The 16,541-nt window shown below is 72.8% G+C and carries 18 protein-coding genes and 1 riboswitch; of the genes, 6 read left to right on the forward strand and 12 right to left on the reverse strand.

Going from position 1 to position 16,541, the window contains the following annotated elements:
* Positions 1-51 precede the first annotated feature (51 nt).
* The 4 genes from IRY44_RS02540 to IRY44_RS02555 form a co-directional block, all read right to left on the reverse strand.
* Complete coding sequence (locus IRY44_RS02540; RefSeq protein WP_013283784.1) at positions 52-225, reverse strand: CsbD family protein; 174 nt, start codon at positions 223-225, stop codon at positions 52-54.
* Between the two features lie 67 nt (positions 226-292).
* A complete protein-coding gene (locus tag IRY44_RS02545; protein ID WP_194798841.1) occupies positions 293-2,548 on the reverse strand; it encodes a cation-translocating P-type ATPase in 2,256 nt (751 codons plus the stop codon).
* Between the two features lie 17 nt (positions 2,549-2,565).
* A complete protein-coding gene (locus tag IRY44_RS02550; RefSeq protein WP_194798842.1) occupies positions 2,566-3,537 on the reverse strand; it encodes a hypothetical protein in 972 nt (323 codons plus the stop codon).
* Positions 3,538-3,573: 36 nt separating this feature from the next.
* Positions 3,574-3,780, reverse strand: coding sequence for a heavy-metal-associated domain-containing protein (locus IRY44_RS02555; protein WP_013473785.1), 207 nt, complete (start codon positions 3,778-3,780; stop codon positions 3,574-3,576).
* An 80-nt stretch (positions 3,781-3,860) separates the two neighbouring features.
* Here IRY44_RS02555 and IRY44_RS02560 point away from each other — a divergent pair, with 80 nt between their 5' ends.
* From IRY44_RS02560 to IRY44_RS02575, 4 genes are all read left to right on the forward strand, one after another.
* Positions 3,861-4,160, forward strand: coding sequence for a metal-sensitive transcriptional regulator (locus IRY44_RS02560; protein ID WP_013283780.1), 300 nt, complete (start codon positions 3,861-3,863; stop codon positions 4,158-4,160).
* 125 nt (positions 4,161-4,285) lie between these two features.
* Positions 4,286-4,495, forward strand: a complete 210-nt coding sequence (locus tag IRY44_RS02565; protein WP_030503502.1) for an SHOCT domain-containing protein — start codon at positions 4,286-4,288, stop codon at positions 4,493-4,495.
* Positions 4,496-4,658: 163 nt separating this feature from the next.
* Positions 4,659-5,933, forward strand: a complete 1,275-nt coding sequence (locus IRY44_RS02570; RefSeq protein WP_194798843.1) for a YibE/F family protein — start codon at positions 4,659-4,661, stop codon at positions 5,931-5,933.
* Positions 5,934-6,087: 154 nt separating this feature from the next.
* A riboswitch (cyclic di-AMP (ydaO/yuaA leader) is annotated at positions 6,088-6,219 on the forward strand.
* Between the two features lie 3 nt (positions 6,220-6,222).
* Positions 6,223-7,251: a hypothetical protein gene (locus IRY44_RS02575; protein ID WP_194798844.1), complete on the forward strand. Its 1,029-nt coding sequence runs from the start codon at positions 6,223-6,225 to the stop codon at positions 7,249-7,251.
* A gap of 57 nt (positions 7,252-7,308) precedes the next feature.
* Here the strand turns inward: IRY44_RS02575 and IRY44_RS02580 are convergent, their stop codons facing one another.
* Positions 7,309-7,962: a carbonic anhydrase gene (locus IRY44_RS02580; protein WP_194798845.1), complete on the reverse strand. Its 654-nt coding sequence runs from the start codon at positions 7,960-7,962 to the stop codon at positions 7,309-7,311.
* A 167-nt stretch (positions 7,963-8,129) separates the two neighbouring features.
* Here IRY44_RS02580 and IRY44_RS02585 point away from each other — a divergent pair, with 167 nt between their 5' ends.
* Positions 8,130-8,471, forward strand: coding sequence for a helix-turn-helix domain-containing protein (locus IRY44_RS02585; protein ID WP_194798846.1), 342 nt, complete (start codon positions 8,130-8,132; stop codon positions 8,469-8,471).
* Positions 8,472-8,527: 56 nt separating this feature from the next.
* The gene (gene mycP, locus IRY44_RS02590; protein ID WP_269696018.1) at positions 8,528-9,766 is read left to right on the forward strand and encodes a type VII secretion-associated serine protease mycosin; all 1,239 of its coding nucleotides are present in this window, start codon (positions 8,528-8,530) and stop codon (positions 9,764-9,766) included.
* Positions 9,767-9,827: 61 nt separating this feature from the next.
* Here the strand turns inward: mycP and IRY44_RS02595 are convergent, their stop codons facing one another.
* The 7 genes from IRY44_RS02595 to eccCa form a co-directional block, all read right to left on the reverse strand.
* Positions 9,828-10,109 (reverse strand): WXG100 family type VII secretion target, encoded by a 282-nt coding sequence (locus tag IRY44_RS02595; RefSeq protein WP_013283773.1) that lies wholly within the window; start codon positions 10,107-10,109, stop codon positions 9,828-9,830.
* Positions 10,110-10,137: 28 nt separating this feature from the next.
* The gene (locus tag IRY44_RS02600; protein WP_013283772.1) at positions 10,138-10,446 is read right to left on the reverse strand and encodes a WXG100 family type VII secretion target; all 309 of its coding nucleotides are present in this window, start codon (positions 10,444-10,446) and stop codon (positions 10,138-10,140) included.
* 215 nt (positions 10,447-10,661) lie between these two features.
* Positions 10,662-10,931: a hypothetical protein gene (locus IRY44_RS02605; RefSeq protein WP_194798847.1), complete on the reverse strand. Its 270-nt coding sequence runs from the start codon at positions 10,929-10,931 to the stop codon at positions 10,662-10,664.
* 12 nt (positions 10,932-10,943) lie between these two features.
* Complete coding sequence (locus IRY44_RS02610; RefSeq protein ID WP_194798848.1) at positions 10,944-11,672, reverse strand: hypothetical protein; 729 nt, start codon at positions 11,670-11,672, stop codon at positions 10,944-10,946.
* A gap of 31 nt (positions 11,673-11,703) precedes the next feature.
* Complete coding sequence (locus tag IRY44_RS02615) at positions 11,704-11,997, reverse strand: hypothetical protein (RefSeq protein WP_194798849.1); 294 nt, start codon at positions 11,995-11,997, stop codon at positions 11,704-11,706.
* A 16-nt stretch (positions 11,998-12,013) separates the two neighbouring features.
* Positions 12,014-12,424: a YbaB/EbfC family nucleoid-associated protein gene (locus IRY44_RS02620; protein WP_194798850.1), complete on the reverse strand. Its 411-nt coding sequence runs from the start codon at positions 12,422-12,424 to the stop codon at positions 12,014-12,016.
* 73 nt (positions 12,425-12,497) lie between these two features.
* On the reverse strand, positions 12,498-16,463 hold the full coding sequence (gene eccCa / locus IRY44_RS02625) for a type VII secretion protein EccCa (protein ID WP_194798851.1): 3,966 nt from the start codon (positions 16,461-16,463) through the stop codon (positions 12,498-12,500).
* Positions 16,464-16,541: the final 78 nt, after the last annotated feature.

Genomic DNA, 16,541 nt, shown 5'->3' on the forward strand with positions numbered 1-16,541 from the left:
CACTCCGGGCCGGCCCGTGGGCCGACCCGGTGGTGTGTGTGCGTCGCGTACTCAGCTCTTGAAGGCGTCCTTGATCTTCTCGCCGGCCTGCTTGAGCTTGGCGCCCGCCTGGTCGTTGCGGCCCTCGGCCTCGAGGCGCTCGTTGTCGGTCGCCCGGCCCACGCCCTCCTTGACCTTGCCCGCGGTGTCCTGGGAAGCGTTGTCGATCTTGTCGTCCAGACCCATGATGACCTCCACTGATGCGCTTGCCTGACGACAACTTGTTACCCCCTCGGCCGTCGGCTCAATCCCCTCACCCGATCGGGCGGAAGCTCCGCAGCCGCAGGCTGTTGCCCACCACGAACACCGACGAGAACGCCATGGCCGCCCCGGCGAGCATCGGGTTGAGCAGTCCGGCCGCCGCCAGCGGCAGCGCCGCGACGTTGTAGGCGAACGCCCAGAACAGATTGCCCTTGATGATCCCCAGCGTCCGCCGGGAGAGCCGGATGGCGTCCGGGGCGGCCATCAGGTCGCCCCGGACCAGCGTCAGGTCGGCCGCTTCGATCGCCGCATCGGTGCCGGTGCCCACGGCCAGCCCGAGGTCGGCGCGGGCCAGCGCGGCGGCGTCGTTCACCCCGTCGCCGACCATGGCGACCACGCGGCCCTCGCGTTGGAGCCGCTCGACCACGTCGACCTTGTCGGCGGGCAGCACCTCCGCGATCACCTCGTCGATGCCGACCTCGGCCGCCACCGCCTTCGCCACAGTGGTGTTGTCGCCGGTGAGCAGCACCGGCTTCAGGCCCAGCTCACGCAGCCGCGCGACGGCCGCCCGGCTGGTCGGCTTCACCGCGTCGGCCACCGCGAGCACACCCCGGGCCCGCCCGTCCCAGCCGGCCAGGATCGCCGTCCGCCCGGCGGCCTCCGCGCCGGTCGCGGCCCGCACGACCTCCTCGGGTACGTCGAGACCCCGCTCCCGCAGCAGCCGGGCCCGGCCGACCACCACGGTCCGGCCGTCGACGGTGCCGGTCACGCCCAGCCCTTCGGCGTTGGCGAACTCGCCGACCGGCGGCAGCGGTCCGGCTTCGGCCGCGGCCTCGGCGACGGCCCGCGCGATCGGGTGCTCGGAGGCGGCCTCCAGCGCGCCGGCCACCCGGAGCAGTTCGTCGGCGTCCTCGCCGTCGGCGGGCAGCACCTCGGCCAGCGCCATCCGGCCGGTGGTGACGGTGCCGGTCTTGTCCAGCACCACGGTGTCGACCCGGCGGGTGGACTCCAGCACCTCCGGCCCCTTGATCAGCACGCCGAGCTGCGCGCCACGGCCGGTGCCGACGAGCAGCGCGGTCGGGGTGGCCAGGCCGAGCGCGCACGGGCAGGCGATGATCAGGACGGCCACCGCGGCGGTGAACGCGGCGGTCGGCCCGGAGCCGGTGCCGAGCCACCAGCCGAGCGTGCCGGCGGCCAGCGCGATCACGATCGGTACGAACACGCCGGAGATCCGGTCGGCGAGCCGCTGCACCGCCGCCTTGCCGGTCTGTGCCTGCTCCACCAGCCGTGCCATCTGGGCGAGCTGGGTATCCCCGCCGACCCGGGTGGCGCGGACCACCAGGCGCCCGCCGGCGTTCACCGTGGCGCCGACCACGGCGTCGCCCTGGCCCACCTCGACCGGCACCGACTCGCCGGTGAGCATGCTGGCGTCGACCGCCGACGTACCCTCCTCGACCACACCGTCCGTGGCGACCTTCTCGCCGGGCCGGACCACGAACCGGTCCCCGACCGCGAGCCGGCCGACCGGGATCCGGGTCTCCTGCCCGTCGCGCAGCACCGCCACGTCCTTGGCGCCGAGTTCGAGCAGGGCGCGCAGCGCCGACCCGGCGGTGCGCTTGGAGCGGGCCTCGAAGTACCGCCCGGCCAGGATGAACACGGTCACCCCGGCGGCGGCCTCCAGGTAGATGTTGCCGGCGCCGTCGCCGCGGGTGATGTCGAGGCTGAACGGGTGTTTCATCCCGGGCATGCCGGCGTCGCCGAGGAACAGCGCCCACAGCGACCAGCCGAATGCGGCCAGCGTGCCGAGCGAGACGAGCGTGTCCATGGTCGCCGCACCGTGCCGCAGGTTGACCAGTGCGGCGCGGTGGAACGGCAGCCCGCCCCAGACCACCACCGGGGCGGCCAGCGTGAGCGAGGCCCACTGCCAGTAGTCGAACTGCCAGGCCGGAACCATGGCGAGCACGATCACCGGCACTGTGAGCACGGCGGAGACCCAGAGCCGGGTACGCGCGGTGCGCAGCTCGTCCACCGGCTCCCCGGCCGCTGCCGCCTCCGCCTGCTCGGGCGGCGGCGGCACCACGGCGGTGTAGCCGGTCTTCTCGACGGTGGCGATCAGGTCGGCCGGCGCGATGTCGTCGGCGTACCGGACGGTGGCCTTCTCGGTGGCGTAGTTCACCGTCGCCTCGACGCCGTCCATCCGGTTGAGCTTCTTCTCGATCCGGGCGGCGCAGGACGCGCAGGTCATCCCGCCGATCGCCAGTTCGATCAGGTTCGGCGCGGTGGGCAGCGCCTTTCCCGTGGCAGTCATCGCGGCACCTCCGGCGCTCAACTGTGCCCGTGCCCCGGAGTGCCGTGTCCGGCGTCCGGGGTCGGTGCGGTGGTGGATGCCGGCGCGGCGGGCGGCGGCGCGGTCCGGTCGCCGGCGAGGACGGTGAACTCGGCGGTGTGCACCGCGTCGCCGTGCCGGAAGTCCAGGTAGAGACGGTACGCCCCGGCCGAGGGCACCTCGGCGGCGAACGTGACCGCCGGACCGGCAGGTGTGCGCCCGTCGCCGGGCGTGCCCTCCGGGTGCACGTGCAGGTACGCCAGGTCGCCCTGCCGCAGCGCCACCAGGTGGCCGTACGCGCCGAGGTAGGGCGCAAGGTCGGTGACCGGCCGCCCGTCGCGGCTGACGGAGAGCGTGAGCCGGCTGGTCCGGCCGGGCTCCGGCGTGCCGGTCAGGGTGACCGTGTAGCCGTCGACTGTGGTGCTGGTCGCCGGCGCGGGCAGCGGCCGGGCGGTCAGCTCGCCGGGGACCGTGACGTCCAGGCCGAGCGTCAGCGGCTCGCCGCCTTCGGGGGTGAAGTCGGCGAACGCCCGCCAGACGCCGGGGCCGCCGAGCGGTGAGGCGACCCGCCAGGTGCCGTCGCCGGCCATCTCCGGGTGGACGTGCCGGAACCCGGACAGGTCCCGGCGGGCGACGATCAGGTGCATGCGCTTGTCGTGGGCCACCTCGAAGCGGGTGACCGGTGCGCCGTCCGGGCCGGTGATCCGGAAGGCGAACTGCCCGGCCGGGGCGTCGGCGGGCTGGAACGTGTAGCCACGCTCGGAGACGAGCAGCCCGCCGGGCAGGTGCGCGGAGGCGCCACTCTCGTCACCGTGGCCGGTGTCGCCGGCCCCGTGTTCGCTGTCGGTGTCGTCGTGTCGGGTCTCGGCGGCCGGGGCGACGGGATCGGCCAGGTTGCCGATCCCGTACGCCGCGCCGAACACCGCCACGAGGCCGAGCGCGAAGCCGCTGAGCTTCGTCGCCGTGTTCATGGTGTCTCCTCGGTTGTCGCGGGTCCGCCGGACCCGTCACGCACCGACGAGGTCGTAGCCGGCCTCGTCGACCGCCGCGCGGACCGCGTCCACGTCCAGCGGGTTCTGACTGGTGACGGTGACCCGGCCGCCGGCCAGGTCGACCTGGACGTCGGTGACGCCCGGAAGTGCGCTCAGCTCGGTGCTCACCGAGTTGACGCAGTGCCCGCAGGTCATGCCGTTCACCTGGTAGGTGGTCTCCATCTCGCCCTCCGATCTGATACCCCCCAGGGGTACGTTCCGAACGTTAGCATACCCCCGAGGGGTACGCTATCCTCGGTTTCATGACCGCGCCGTCCAGCCCGACCCGGGGCTACACCGCCAGCAAGGACCAACTCCTCGCCCGGCTCCGCCGGATCGAGGGCCAGGTCCGTGGCATCGAGAAGATGGTCGAGGACGACCGTTACTGCATCGACGTGCTGACCCAGATCTCGGCCATCCAGGCGGCGCTGGACAAGGTCGGCCTGGGTCTGCTCGACGGCCACGCCCGGCACTGCATGCACGAGGGCGCCGCCGAGGGCCGGGCCGACGAGATGGCGACCGAGATGATGGCCGCCGTCGGCCGCCTGATGAAGCGCGGCTGAGCGGGGACCTCCGACCCTCGGACCAGGGCACATCGACCCGTGCCGGCGCACCCGGGCGGACGTACCGTCGACGTGGCGGGCAGGCCGGCCCGGCGGACCCGCGGTGACGGACGGAGGGCGGCCCGATGATGTGGCAGAGCCCGATGATGGGCTGGATGTGGATCTGGTCCCTGCTGGTGCTCGCCGTGCTGGCGGGGCTCGTCTGGGCGGCCGTGCGGTGGACCGGCCCGCAGTACCTGGGCCCGACGACGGCGCGGCGCATCCTGGACGAGCGGTACGCCCGTGGCGAGATCGACGAGGACGAGTACCGGCGACGCCGGGCCGGCCTGGCCTGACCACGCGGGGCGAGCGTCAACGGCCACGGTGTGCGGGACCGGACGGCCGGGCTGCCTACCATGTGCGGGCGACGACCCGGACGTGGTCGACACGTCCGCCCCGGCCGGGTGACCAGACCGGTCCGGCGGACCAGGCGTCGCCGCGACCGTTGGGAGAGACCTCATGGGTGCCGACCACACCCGCCCCGCACCCGCCGCGCCGCCGGGCGTACGACGGCTGCTCGTCGCCGTGGTGGTGCCGCTGTTCGCGCTCACCGTGATCGCGGCGCTGGTGCTCTGGCCCCGGCAGGACCGGGAGCCGGTCGGCGGCGCGGACGTCCCCCGCTACCACGGCACGGTGACCCGGGTGGTCACCGAGCCCTGCCCGCCGACGCCGGAGGCCCCGGAGGGCGGCGGTGGCCCGTGCGGCACGGTGACGGTCACCGCCGAGCAGGGCCCGGACGCGGGCCGGCAGGTCGAGACGCCGATCCCGGCCGGGCCGGGCGCGCCCCGGGTCGCGGTCGGCGACGAGGTCGTCCTGGTCGAACTGACCGACCCGGCCGACCCGGCGGTGAAGTCCTACAACATCGCCGAGCACCAGCGCGGTACGCCGCTGATCTGGCTGATGGTGCTGTTCGCCGCCGCGATCGTGGCGTTCGGCCGGTGGCGCGGGCTCGCCGCGCTCGGCGGCCTGGTGGCCAGCTTCGCCATCCTGCTCGGCTTCGTGCTGCCTGGTATCGGCGCCGGCCAGCCGCCGCTGCTCGTCGCGATCGTCGGCGCCGCGTTGATCATGTTCGTGGTGCTCTACCTGACCCACGGGATCACCGCACAGACGTCCGTCGCGGTGCTCGGCACGCTCGGCAGCCTGGTGGTCACCGGCGTGCTCGGCCTGCTCGCCACGTCCGCCACCCACCTGACCGGCTTCGGCAGCGAGGACGCCACCACGCTGTCCATGTTCCAGGGCGGCGTGGACCTGCACGGACTGCTTCTGGCCGGCATCATCATCGGCTCGCTGGGCGTGCTGGACGACGTCACGGTCACCCAGGCGGCCACCGTCACCGAACTGGCGCACGCCAACCCCGGACTGTCCCGGCGGCAGCTCTACCGGGCCGCGACCCGGGTCGGCCGGGCCCACATCGCGTCCACCGTCAACACCATCGTGCTGGCGTACGCGGGCGCCTCACTGCCGCTGCTGCTCCTCCTGGTCGCCGACTCCCGCCCGGTGAGCGAGATCCTCACCAGTGAGTTCCTCGCCCAGGAGATCGTCCGCAGCGCGGTGGCGACGCTCGGCCTGATCGCCGCCGTACCGCTGACGACCGGACTGGCCGCGATCGTGACCACCGCCGGGCGGCGCTCGCCCGGCGCGGAGCCGGCGCCCGCCGCGCCCCGGCCGCCGGCCGGACGGGACGACGCACTGGAGGCGCTCGGCGGCGGGAAGAGTACGGAGGCCGCATGGTGACACTCCGCAGCGTGACCATCGAATCTAAACGCGACGCTGGTCACGGTGTGCCACGGCGAAATCTCGCTATTGGTCGGCTTCCGGACGTAGATCCTCACGAGTGCTGTCAGGTAACCTCGCTGCCGGTCACCGCCGAAGGCGCGCACCGGCGCCAGCGGTGCCGCCGCCCAATCGCCCACGGGCGAACCGGGGAACCAGGTACATGGGGTGAATCCGCGACAGCGGTAGGGGCCACTTCCGTCCCGAACCCGTCAGCTAACCCGGTCGGCGGCCGACGGAAGGGAACACTGTGACGGCACCCCTGCGCCGCTGGCTGACACCCGTGGTGGCCGTGCTGGCCTCGCTAGCAGTGCTGGCCGGCCCGAACCCGGCGACCGCGGCCCCCGCCGCGGCGGCCCCCGGCACCCCCTCGGGCCACGAGGAGGACGGCGATCCGCCACTCATCACCGAGGCGATCGACTCCGCCAACCGGAACTTCCTCCAGGCCAAGGCGAAGCTCGCCAAGTCCCAGGACCGCCAGCGGCGGCTGGCGGCCGAGGTGAAGACGGCACAGGCCGAACTCGACGCGCTCAGCCCGCAGGTCAACCAGCTCGCCGCCCAGTCCTACCGGACCGGCCGGATGGGTGCGATGGCGATGCTGTTGGAGAGCAACTCCCCCGACTCGTTCGTCCGCCGGGTCAACGCCCTGGACGAGCTGAACCTCCTCAACGCGCAGCGCCTGGCCGCCATCAACGCGGTCAAGACCCGCGCCGAGCAGGCCAAGATCGCGCTCGACGCCGAGGTGCGTGAGCAGGAGAAGCAGAAGAACGCGATGGAGCGCGAGAAGGTGCAGGCCGAGCGCGCACTGAAGCTCGTCGGCGGTCTCGGCTTCACCGGCGGCCTGGTCTCCGCCACCTCACCGGTCGCCAAGATCGCTCCCGGCCGCACTTCCGACGGCGGGTGGAAGGCCGAGTCGTGCAGCGAGGACGACCCGACCACCTCGGGCTGCGTCACGCCGCGCACGCTGCACGCGTACAAGGAGGTCCGGCGCGCCGGCTTCAAGCGCTTCGTGGGCTGCTACCGGCCCGGCGGGCCGTGGGAGCACCCCAAGGGCAAGGCGTGCGACTGGTCGCTCCAGAACAGCGGCTTCGCGCCCTGGCACAACAACGACACCCGCCGGTACGGCAACGAGGTGGCCGCGTTCCTCATCCGCAACGCCGACCGGCTGGGCATCTACTACGTCATCTGGAACCGGCAGATCTGGTTCCCGGCCACCGGCTGGAGTTCGTACAGCGGGCCGTCGAACCACACCGACCACGTCCACATGTCGCTGCTCTGATCCGGGCACCACGAAAAAGGGCCGCCCGAGGGCGGCCCTTTTTCTCGTCCGTACGGGTCAGCCCGCCAGCGCCGGGTCGGCGGGCGCGGCCGGGGCGGGCAGCGGGGCCGGGGACTGCGCCACGGTCCGCACCTCGCCACCGGCGAGCCGGTACGACATGCCCACCACCGTGCAGCGCCCGGCGGCCACCCGCTCGGCCAGCACGGCGGACCGGGCCAGCAGCGTCTCCACGGTCTGCGCGATGTGGACGTCGATGATGCCGTCGAGGTCCTCGACGCCCTGGCGGGCGGCTCGCAGCAGGCTCGGCGAGACCGCGTCCACCACCGCGCCCAGGTGACCGGCCGGGGCGGCGCCGGTCCGGACCCCCTCCCGGGCGGCCTGGACCGCGCCGCACGAGTCGTGCCCGAGCACCACCACGAGCGGCGTGCCCAGCACGGTGACGGCGTACTCGACGCTGCCGAGCACCTCCGGCCCGGCGGTGTGCCCGGCGGTACGCACCACGAAGAGGTCACCGAGACCGCGGTCGAAGATGATCTCGGCGGCGAGTCGCGAGTCGGAGCAGCCGACGATCACCGCGAACGGGTGCTGGCCGTCGGCCACCGCCGCCCGGTGCCCGGCGTCCTGATTCGGATGCTGCGGGACGCCCGTGACGAACCGGTGATTACCGGCACGCAGCTCGGTCAGTGCCTGTTCCGGGGTGCTCGGCGTCATGTCCCTCACCTCGTCTACCTGGGGAACCACCAGGCCGAACGGCCTCGCGACCCACGGTCACACGCCCCTCGGGGTCCGTCAAGATTCGTGATACGCATTTCATACTTTCCCCGTCGCCGGACGCACCGGCACGCGCCGATTCGGCCGGTGGCGCGGGTGGCCATAGCATGACCATCATGGCGACCACACCAGTTGAGGACGGGAGCCGCCGTAACTGGACCTTCCTCACCAACCACGGCCATGTGCTGCTGGCGATCGCACGCAACCCCACCGCCCGGCTGCGGGACGTGGCGGACGAGGTGGGCGTGACCGAGCGGGCGGCCCAGGCCATCGTGGCCGACCTGGAAGCCGGGGGTTACCTGCGGCGTACGCGGGTGGGACGGCGCAACGAGTACACGATCAACCCGAAGGGCCGCTTCCGGCACCCGGCCGAGGCCGACCAGCAGGTCGGCGCGCTACTGGCCCTGTTCGCCGCCGAGCCCGCCGGGGACGCCGCCGCCGGCCGGTGACCCGGCCGGCACCACGTGTGCCCCGCGCGGACGGGCGCGGCGGGTAATCTCACCGCGTGCGCGACAGCTTGCGGCCGGGCGCGACCACGGGACGCGTCCGGGCCGGACACCGGATCAGGTCCGTCCTTACCGGAGCGGCGGTGGCCGCCCTGCTCGGCGGCACGCTGGCGGTGCCCGCGCCCGCGCTGGCGGCCCCGAAGTGCGGCCCGGCCGGCGGCCCCGCACCCACCGAGGTGCCGTGGGCGCTGAGCCGTCTCGACCCGGCCGCCGCCTGGCGGCTCGGCAAGGGCGCCGGCATCACCGTCGCGGTGATCGACTCCGGGGTCTCACCGACCCATCCCCTGCTGCGCGGGCGGGTGCTGCCGGGTGAGGACTTCAACCAGCTCGTCCGCCTGAAGGGGCAGTGCGACCTGGTCGGCCACGGCACCCTGGTCGCGGGCATCATCGCCGGCCGGGAGGGCACCGGCACGCCGTACACCGGCATCGCGCCGGAGGCGAAGATCCTGCCGCTGCGGGTGCTGGCCGAGAACAAGGAGAACTTCGACCCGGACGTGCCGGCCGAGATCGGCAAGGCGATCCGCTGGGCCGTCGACCATGACGCCGACGTGATCAACCTGTCTCTGGTCACGCTCGACGACCCGGCGCTGAAGTCCGCCGTGCAGTACGCGCTCGGCAAGGACGTGGTGATCGTCGCGTCCGCCGGCAACCGGCAGGAGAACCGGGAGGACCGGCCCGCCTATCCGGCGGCGTACGAGGGTGTCGTCGCCGTCGCCGGGATCGACGAGCAGGGCGGGCACGTCGGCAGCTCGGTCAGCGGGGACTACGTGGACATCGCCGGCCCCGGCCTGAACATCGTCGGGCCCGCGCCGCAGGGGCCGGGCTACCGGGGCGAGCCGCAGGGCGGGACGAGCTTCGCCACCGCGTACGTCTCCGGGGTGGCCGCGCTGGTGCGGGCCGCGCACCCGGACATCAGCGCCGACGAGGTCGCCTACCGGCTGACCCGCACCGCCGACAGCCCGCCGGACGGGCACAACGCCGAGGTCGGCTACGGGATGGTCAACCCGTACCGGGCCGTCACCAGCCTGCTGGGCACCCGCAGCGACCCGCCGCTGGGCGCGATGCCGCCGCCGGCGCCGCCGGCCGACCCGCTGGCCTGGCAACGTACCGTCGCGATCTGGGTCGCCGTCGTCGGCGCGCTGCTGGCCGGCGTCCTGCTGACGCTGCGGCCCATCCTGGTACGCGGACGGCGGCGCGGGTGGCGGCCGGGCCGGCGCGACGTCCCGCAGGACGCCTGACGATGCACGACGGCTCCGCCCGGCGCGAGCCGTAGCGGAGCCGCTGTGGACCGGTCGGGGGTCAGTTGCCCCAGACCTTGGAGTTGCTCATCTCCGTGGTCATGTAGTTCTCGCGCGCGATGCCCACCGCGCCACCGATCTCGTTCAGGACCTTGTTGATGTCCCGCACGGCGGCGTCCCACTGGGCCTGGTGCTGCTGGTAGGCGGCCCGGTCCTGGCCCTCCCACTCGAGCTTGGTCAGCATCGCCCGCAGCGTGTCCAGCTTCTCGTCGATGGTCCGCGAGATGGCCTGCATCTGCTGGTTGCTGCTCTCCAGAACAGCGTAGTCAACCTTGATGCTCATCGATTCCTCCTCTGCCTGTCTTCGCGGATCACGGGTTGAGCGCAGCGTGGAACTTGTCCAGCATCTGCTGCTGCTCTTCGTCGTTGACCTGGTGCGTGGTGCCCGACTTGTCGAGCAGGTCCGCGATGTTGTCCATCGCGGTCAGCAGCTTCGTCGTGTCCTCGTTCCAGCGAGTCATCAGGCTCTGGAAGCCCGTGGACGCCTGGCCCTTCCAGGCCATCGCCAGGTCGTCGACCACGTTCCACAGCTTCTTGAGCTCGCCGTCGACGTCGCTGCGCGTGGACCGCACGTCACTCGCGGCGGTGTGCAGAGTCGCTGCACTGACCTCGAACGCCATGCTTCACACCCTTCCGTCATCTTGTGGCGGCGGTTCCGCCGCGCCCTCCCCCGCGGCAAGGCGTACACACCCCACCGACGGACACTTCATCCGAACCGTAGCGGACGACGTCCAACCCGCGCAGCCCTGCTGACCCATCGTCGTATTCCGACATGCCACTGTCGACGGTCGCGGACCGCACCCCCTCCGTACCAGGTGGACGGTCGAGGGCGAGGTCAGGACCGATCGCGTGATGATTTGACGATCGTCGACACGCCGAAGGCCAGCACCGCGACCAGCATCACCACCACGACCCACAGCACCGGCTTCTCGAACGCGCGCTGGAACGACAGCACCAGCAGCGCCGCGCAGGTGCTCAGCGCCACCATCTCGGCGGCCCGTCGCAACCGCGCCGAGCGGTTCAGCCCGGCGAACAGCATCAGGACCACGAAGACCGGGATGGTCAGCAGGACGTACAGCAGCAGCGAGAAGTGCAGGGTGTCCACGCGTCGCTCCCGTCACCCGTAGAACTTGGAGTCCCGCAGCCAGTCGATCTTGATGTCCTTGATGTCCGGGTCGGAGCCGGTCGGCGCCCAGCCGGGACGGGAGTCCGCGGTGAACGTGAACCTGCTGTCGGCGTGGAAGGCGGCCATCAGCGCGTGCAGCAACGCGCTGATCTCGCCGAAGACCAGGACCAGGATGGCGGCGGTGGCGGCCAGGCCGGCGATGCCGATGGCCTGAGCCAGCGCGGTGGTCGCGGGGAAGAACTGGAGCGCGATCGAGGCGATCACCGCGACCAGGATCGGCATGAGCGCCTGGGCCAGACCGGAGACCGCGTCGTTGTACGCGTCCCGGGCGGCGGTGAGCGTGTCCCGGTTGGCGGCGAACGCCTCGGCCAGCGAGTTGATCTCCGCACCGAGCTTGCGCAGGAACAGGTCGAACGCGTCCCGGTCGTCGAAGTCCCACTCCGCCGCGTCCGGCGGGACAGCCGCCATCGCCGCGCCGAACTGGTCCGCGCCGAGCAGACGGGCCGCTTCGTCCCACTTCTTGATGGACTCGTTCACCTCCTGGTTGTCGAACGACTCCAGGTAGAGGATCGTGCCGATCAGCGCCGCCGAGGCGGCGATCCAGACCAGGTTGCCCTTGGCGATGGCCGCCGCCGAGCGGACCGGCGCCGTGGTCTGCGCGACCGACACCGAGCCGGTCACCGTCCCGGACGCATTGGCGATGAGGATCTCCGGTGGCATCAGGCGTCCTTCCCGTGGCGGACCCGGCCGATCACTTGACCACCCAGGGCTGATCCGACTTCTCCCAGTTCTTCGCGCTCTGTTCGAGCTGCGCGGCGGCCCTGCGCAGATGCTCCACGCCGGTGCGGACGTTGTCCAGGTGCCCGTCCACCGCCGCGTTGTGCCGCTCCACCGCGCCGGTGCCGAACCAGCTCAGCGCGCCACCGGGCAGCTTCACCTCGGCCAGCAACGTCTCGACGTTGCGCAGGTATTGGATCGGGCCGTCCGGGGCGTCGAGCCGCTGCCCGGCCTTCCGGATCGCGTCGACGTCGACCGTGTTCGGCATCGTCGGCTCCTCTCGCTCAGCGCCGCAGATTGCGGGTCGGGTCGGACAGGTCCACCCCGAACTGGCGGAACCAGCCCTCCGGGGTGAGCGTGCCGTCCTGCGCCCGGCGGACCATCTCGGAGTCGCCGAGCATCTCGCCCAGCATCTCCCGCTGCCGCTCCTCGAAGGCGGCGTAGGCCGCGTCGATCGCCGCCTGCATCGCCTCGGCCAGGGAGAAGCTGTCCAGCCGCATCGCCCGCGCGTTCAGCTCGACGTCGCCGACCTTCATGTCGCCGTCGACCGTCACGCGCACCAGGCCGTCCGGGCTCTCCCCGGTCACCCGCAGCTCGGCGCGCTGCCGCTGGACCTCGGCCAGCCGGCGCTGCTGCTCCTGCGCCTGCCGCAGCAGACCCTCCACGGCGGCACCGAAACCCGACGGGCTGCTCATGGACGCGCCCCTTTCCACTCGCGGCTGTCGATCGGGCCGACGCTACCGGACGGGCGGCCCGCCGTCCGTCCCGTCAGGCCGGTTCCGTCCACGCGGTCTGGATCAGCTGCTGGCCGTCGCGGCGGCGCACGAGCGTGCCCCGGCCCGGCGGCTGCGGGGTCGGCCGCAGGTTGCCGAACACCGCGCCCTCCTCCCTGCTGCCGGACATCAGCAGGCCCGGCGAGTCCAGCTCGCGCAGGCGTTGCAGCACCGGCTCGTACAGCGCCCGGGCCACACCGCCGACCCGGCGCGTGACGATCAGGTGCAGGCCGATGTCCCGCGCCTGCGGCAGCAGCTCGTGCAGCGCGCTCAGCGGGTTGCTGCCACCGGAGGCGACCAGGTCGTAGTCGTCCACCAGGATGTACAGGTCCGGGCCCTTCCACCAGCTCCGGTCACGCAGCTGCGCGGTGGTCACGTCCGGGCCGGGCAGCCGGTTCTGCAACGCGCTGCGGATCGAGCCGAGGCCCTGGCTGAACACCTGGTTCGACGGCGCGTAGTCGAGCAGGTGATCCCCCTCGACCGCGCCCAGCAGACCACGCCGGTAGTCGGCGATGACCAGCCGCGCCTGGGCCGGGGTGTAGCGCTCGGCGATCCCCCGGGCGATCAGCCGCAGCAGGTTCGTCTTGCCGCACTCGGCGTCGCCGAACACGGTCAGGTGCGGCTCGCCGGCCAGGTCCAGGTAGACCGGGGCGAGCGCCGACTCGTTGACGCCGATCGGGATGCCCGGGGCGGACCTGTCGACGACCTTCGCCAGCTCACTGACCGCCAGCTTGCGCGGCAGCAGCCGGACCTTCGGCGCCGGCTGTCCCGGCCAGTTCGCCGCGACGTGACCGGCGAGCGCCACCGACGCCTCGGTCAGGTCCTCGATGTCACGCTTGCCGTCGATCCGCGAGATCGCGGTCAGGAAGTGCAGCTTGTCCCGGGTCAGACCGCGACCCGGCGCGCCCACCGGCACATTCTGCGCGGCCCGCCTGTCGATCTCCGACTCCGACGGGTCACCGAGCCGCAGCTCCAGCTTGGTGCCGAGCAGGTCCCGCATGTTGATCCGGATCTCCGCCCAGCGCACCGCCGTGATCACCACGTGTACGCCGAAGCCGAGGCCCCGATTCGCCAGGTTGGTGATCGTCTGCTCCAGCTCCTCGTACTCCTGGCGCAGCGTGTTCCAGCCGTCCACCACGAGGAAGACGTCACCGAACGGGTCGTCGGTGAACTCACCCGCCGCCCGGCGGCGCCGGTAGCTCGCCACCGAGTCGATGCCGTGCTGGGTGAACCGGTTCTCCCGCTCGTCGATCACGGCGACCACCTCGGCCACCGTCCGCCGGACCGCCTCGACGTCGCGCCGCCCCGCCACACCCGAGGTGTGCGGCAGCCCGTCCAGGCTGCGCAGCGCGCCACCACCGAAGTCGAGGCAGAAGAACTGCACCTCGCGCGGCGTGTGGGTGAGCGCCAGCGAGGCCAGCATCGAGCGCAGCATGGTGCTCTTGCCGCTCAGCGACGCCCCGACGATCACCACGTTGCCGCCGGCCCCGGCCAGGTCCACCATCATCGGGTCGCGGCGCTGCTCGTACGGACGGTCCACGATGCCGACCGGCACCGCGAGCCGCCCGCGGCCCGGCCAGTCGGCGGTGGTAAGGCCGTACGTCGGGTGCACGCTCAGCTTCGGCAGCAGCTCGGCCAGCCCGGACGGCTCGGCCAGCGGCGGCAGCCACACCTGGTGTGCGGGCTTGCCCCGGCCCTTGAGCTGGTCGATCAGCACGTCCAGCATCGCCACGGCCTTGCCGTCGCCGCTCTGCTCCGGCTCCGGAGCGGCCTCCGCCGGGCTCGGCGCCGCCGGCACCGGCACGTAGTCGATGCCGTACGGGACGATCCGGCGCTGCACCTGCGCCCGGGTGGAGCGCTGCACCTGCCCGGGCGCCCGGTACGGGCCGGACACGTAGGCGGCGCGGAACCGCAGCATGGTCGCGGTGTCGGTCTTCAGGTAGCCGTGACCGGGCGCGCTGGGCAGCTCGTACGCATCCGGCACGCCCAGCACGATCCGGCTCTCCACCGCCGAGAACGTGCGCAGACCGATCCGGTACGACAGGTGCGTGTCCAGGCCGCGCAGCTTGCCCTCCTCCAGCCGCTGCGAGGCGAGCAGCAGGTGCACGCCGAGCGACCGGCCGAGGCGGCCGATCATCACGAACAGGTCGATGAAGTCCGGCTTGGCCGCGAGCAGCTCGGAGAACTCGTCACAGATGATCAGCAGGCTGGGCATCGGCTCCAGCTGCTCACCGGCGGCCCGCGCCTTCTCGTAGTCGTACCGGGAGACGTAGTTGCCCGCCGCCCGCAGCACCTCCTGCCGGCGGTTCATCTCACCGGCGAGCGCGTCCCGCATGCGGTCGACCAGCGGCAGCTCGTCGGACAGGTTGGTGATCACCGCGCTGGTGTGCGGCAACGCGTCCAGCGAGGCGAACGTGGCGCCGCCCTTGAAGTCGACGAGGACGAAGTTCAGCTCCTCGGACGAGTGCGTCACCGCGAGCGCCGCGACCACCGTACGCAGCAGTTCGCTCTTGCCGGAACCGGTAGCGCCGATCACCAGGCCGTGCGGGCCCATGCCCTCGTGCGCGGACTCCTTGAAGTCCAGCTCCACCACGTTGCCGTCCGGTCCCAGGCCGAGCGGGATGCGCAGCCGGTCGCGGTGGCTGCGCGGACGCCAGGTCTGCCGGGTGTCCACAGTCGCCGCGTCGCCGACGCCGAGCAGGTCGGGCAGCTCCATGCTGCGGGCAAGCGGCTCCTCGGTGCTGGCGCCCTGCTGCTGGGAGAGCCGGAACGGGGCGATCTGCCGGGCCAGCCCCTCGGCCGCGCTCAGGGAGAGCCGGTCCGGCCGGCCGAGCCGCGACGTGGCGGTGCCGCGCACCAGGTCCAGCCCGGTGCCGTCCCCGGCGTCCAGGCAGAGCAGCCAGCGGCCGGCGTCGCGCGGGACCGCGCCGGACAGGTCGAACACCGTCGTGCCGAGCAGGCCCGGCCCGGTCAGCGCGCAGGTCGCCGAGACCTCACCGCCGTCCAGCACCACCACCACGTGCGGCGCGGTGGTCAGCGGCTTCGCCTCCGGCGCGAACCGGGGCCGTCCGCCCAGGTCCTGGGCCAGCGCGGTCTCCGCCTCGTCCAGCGCGGCGAACACCATCCGGCGCGCGCCGGCCGCGTCCGTACGCCCCGGGTGCTGGGCGTGCGGCAGCCACTTCACCCAGTCCCAGGCGGCCTGCCGGTCCGGCGCCGCCACCACGACCACCAGGAGGTCCTCCGGGGCGTGGAACGTGACGAGCTGGCCCAGCGCGGCCCGGGTCAGGTCCAGCACCGGCTCCCGGTCGCCGCGCAACGCGATCCGGCTGAACGCGCGCAGCGACAGCGCGGTCGGCAGATCCGGCACGCTGGAGTGGGCCCGGACGAACCGGCGCAGCGCGATCGCGCTCATCGGCTCCAGGTCCTCCACCGGCTTGGTCTCCGGCGGCACGATCTCCACCGCCAGCCGCTGCGGGCCCAGTGCGATCCGCACCTCGCCGAAGTCGTCCTCGGTGATCCGCCGCTCCCAGAGCCGGCGCGAGGCGGCGATCGACCAGAGCGCGTCCGGCTCCGGGTGCCGCCAGGTCATCGCGGCGCGCTGCTGCTCGGCCGCCCGCCGGGTGCGCTTGCGCATCTGCGCCAGGTAACGCATGTAGTCGCGCCGCTGGGCGTTCAGCTCGGCCTTGTCCTTGCCGCCGTTGCCGAGCGTGCCGATCGCCATGCCCAACATGGACACACCGAACAGACCACCCGCGACGTACGTCATCATGCCGCCGCCCCGGCCGGCGTAGAGGAACGCCATCGCGCCCACGCCGCAGAGCATCGGCAGGATCATCAGCACCTGGCCCATGCCCTTGGCCTGCGGCTCCGGCAGTTCGGGCGGGGATTCCAGCAGCACCTCGCCGCGCGGCAGCGCGGGCCCCGGTTGACGCGGAAGTCGGCGGAACACCACCGTACTCACGGCTCTCCCCTCCCCAGAAGCGGCCCTGATCGTGGTCTGCCACCGCCGGTGAGCGTCGGGTGGGCAACCTGTGCGACC

The sequence above is a fragment of the Micromonospora sp. ANENR4 genome (genome assembly GCF_015354395.1).
Lineage (GTDB): Bacteria > Actinomycetota > Actinomycetes > Mycobacteriales > Micromonosporaceae > Micromonospora > Micromonospora aurantiaca.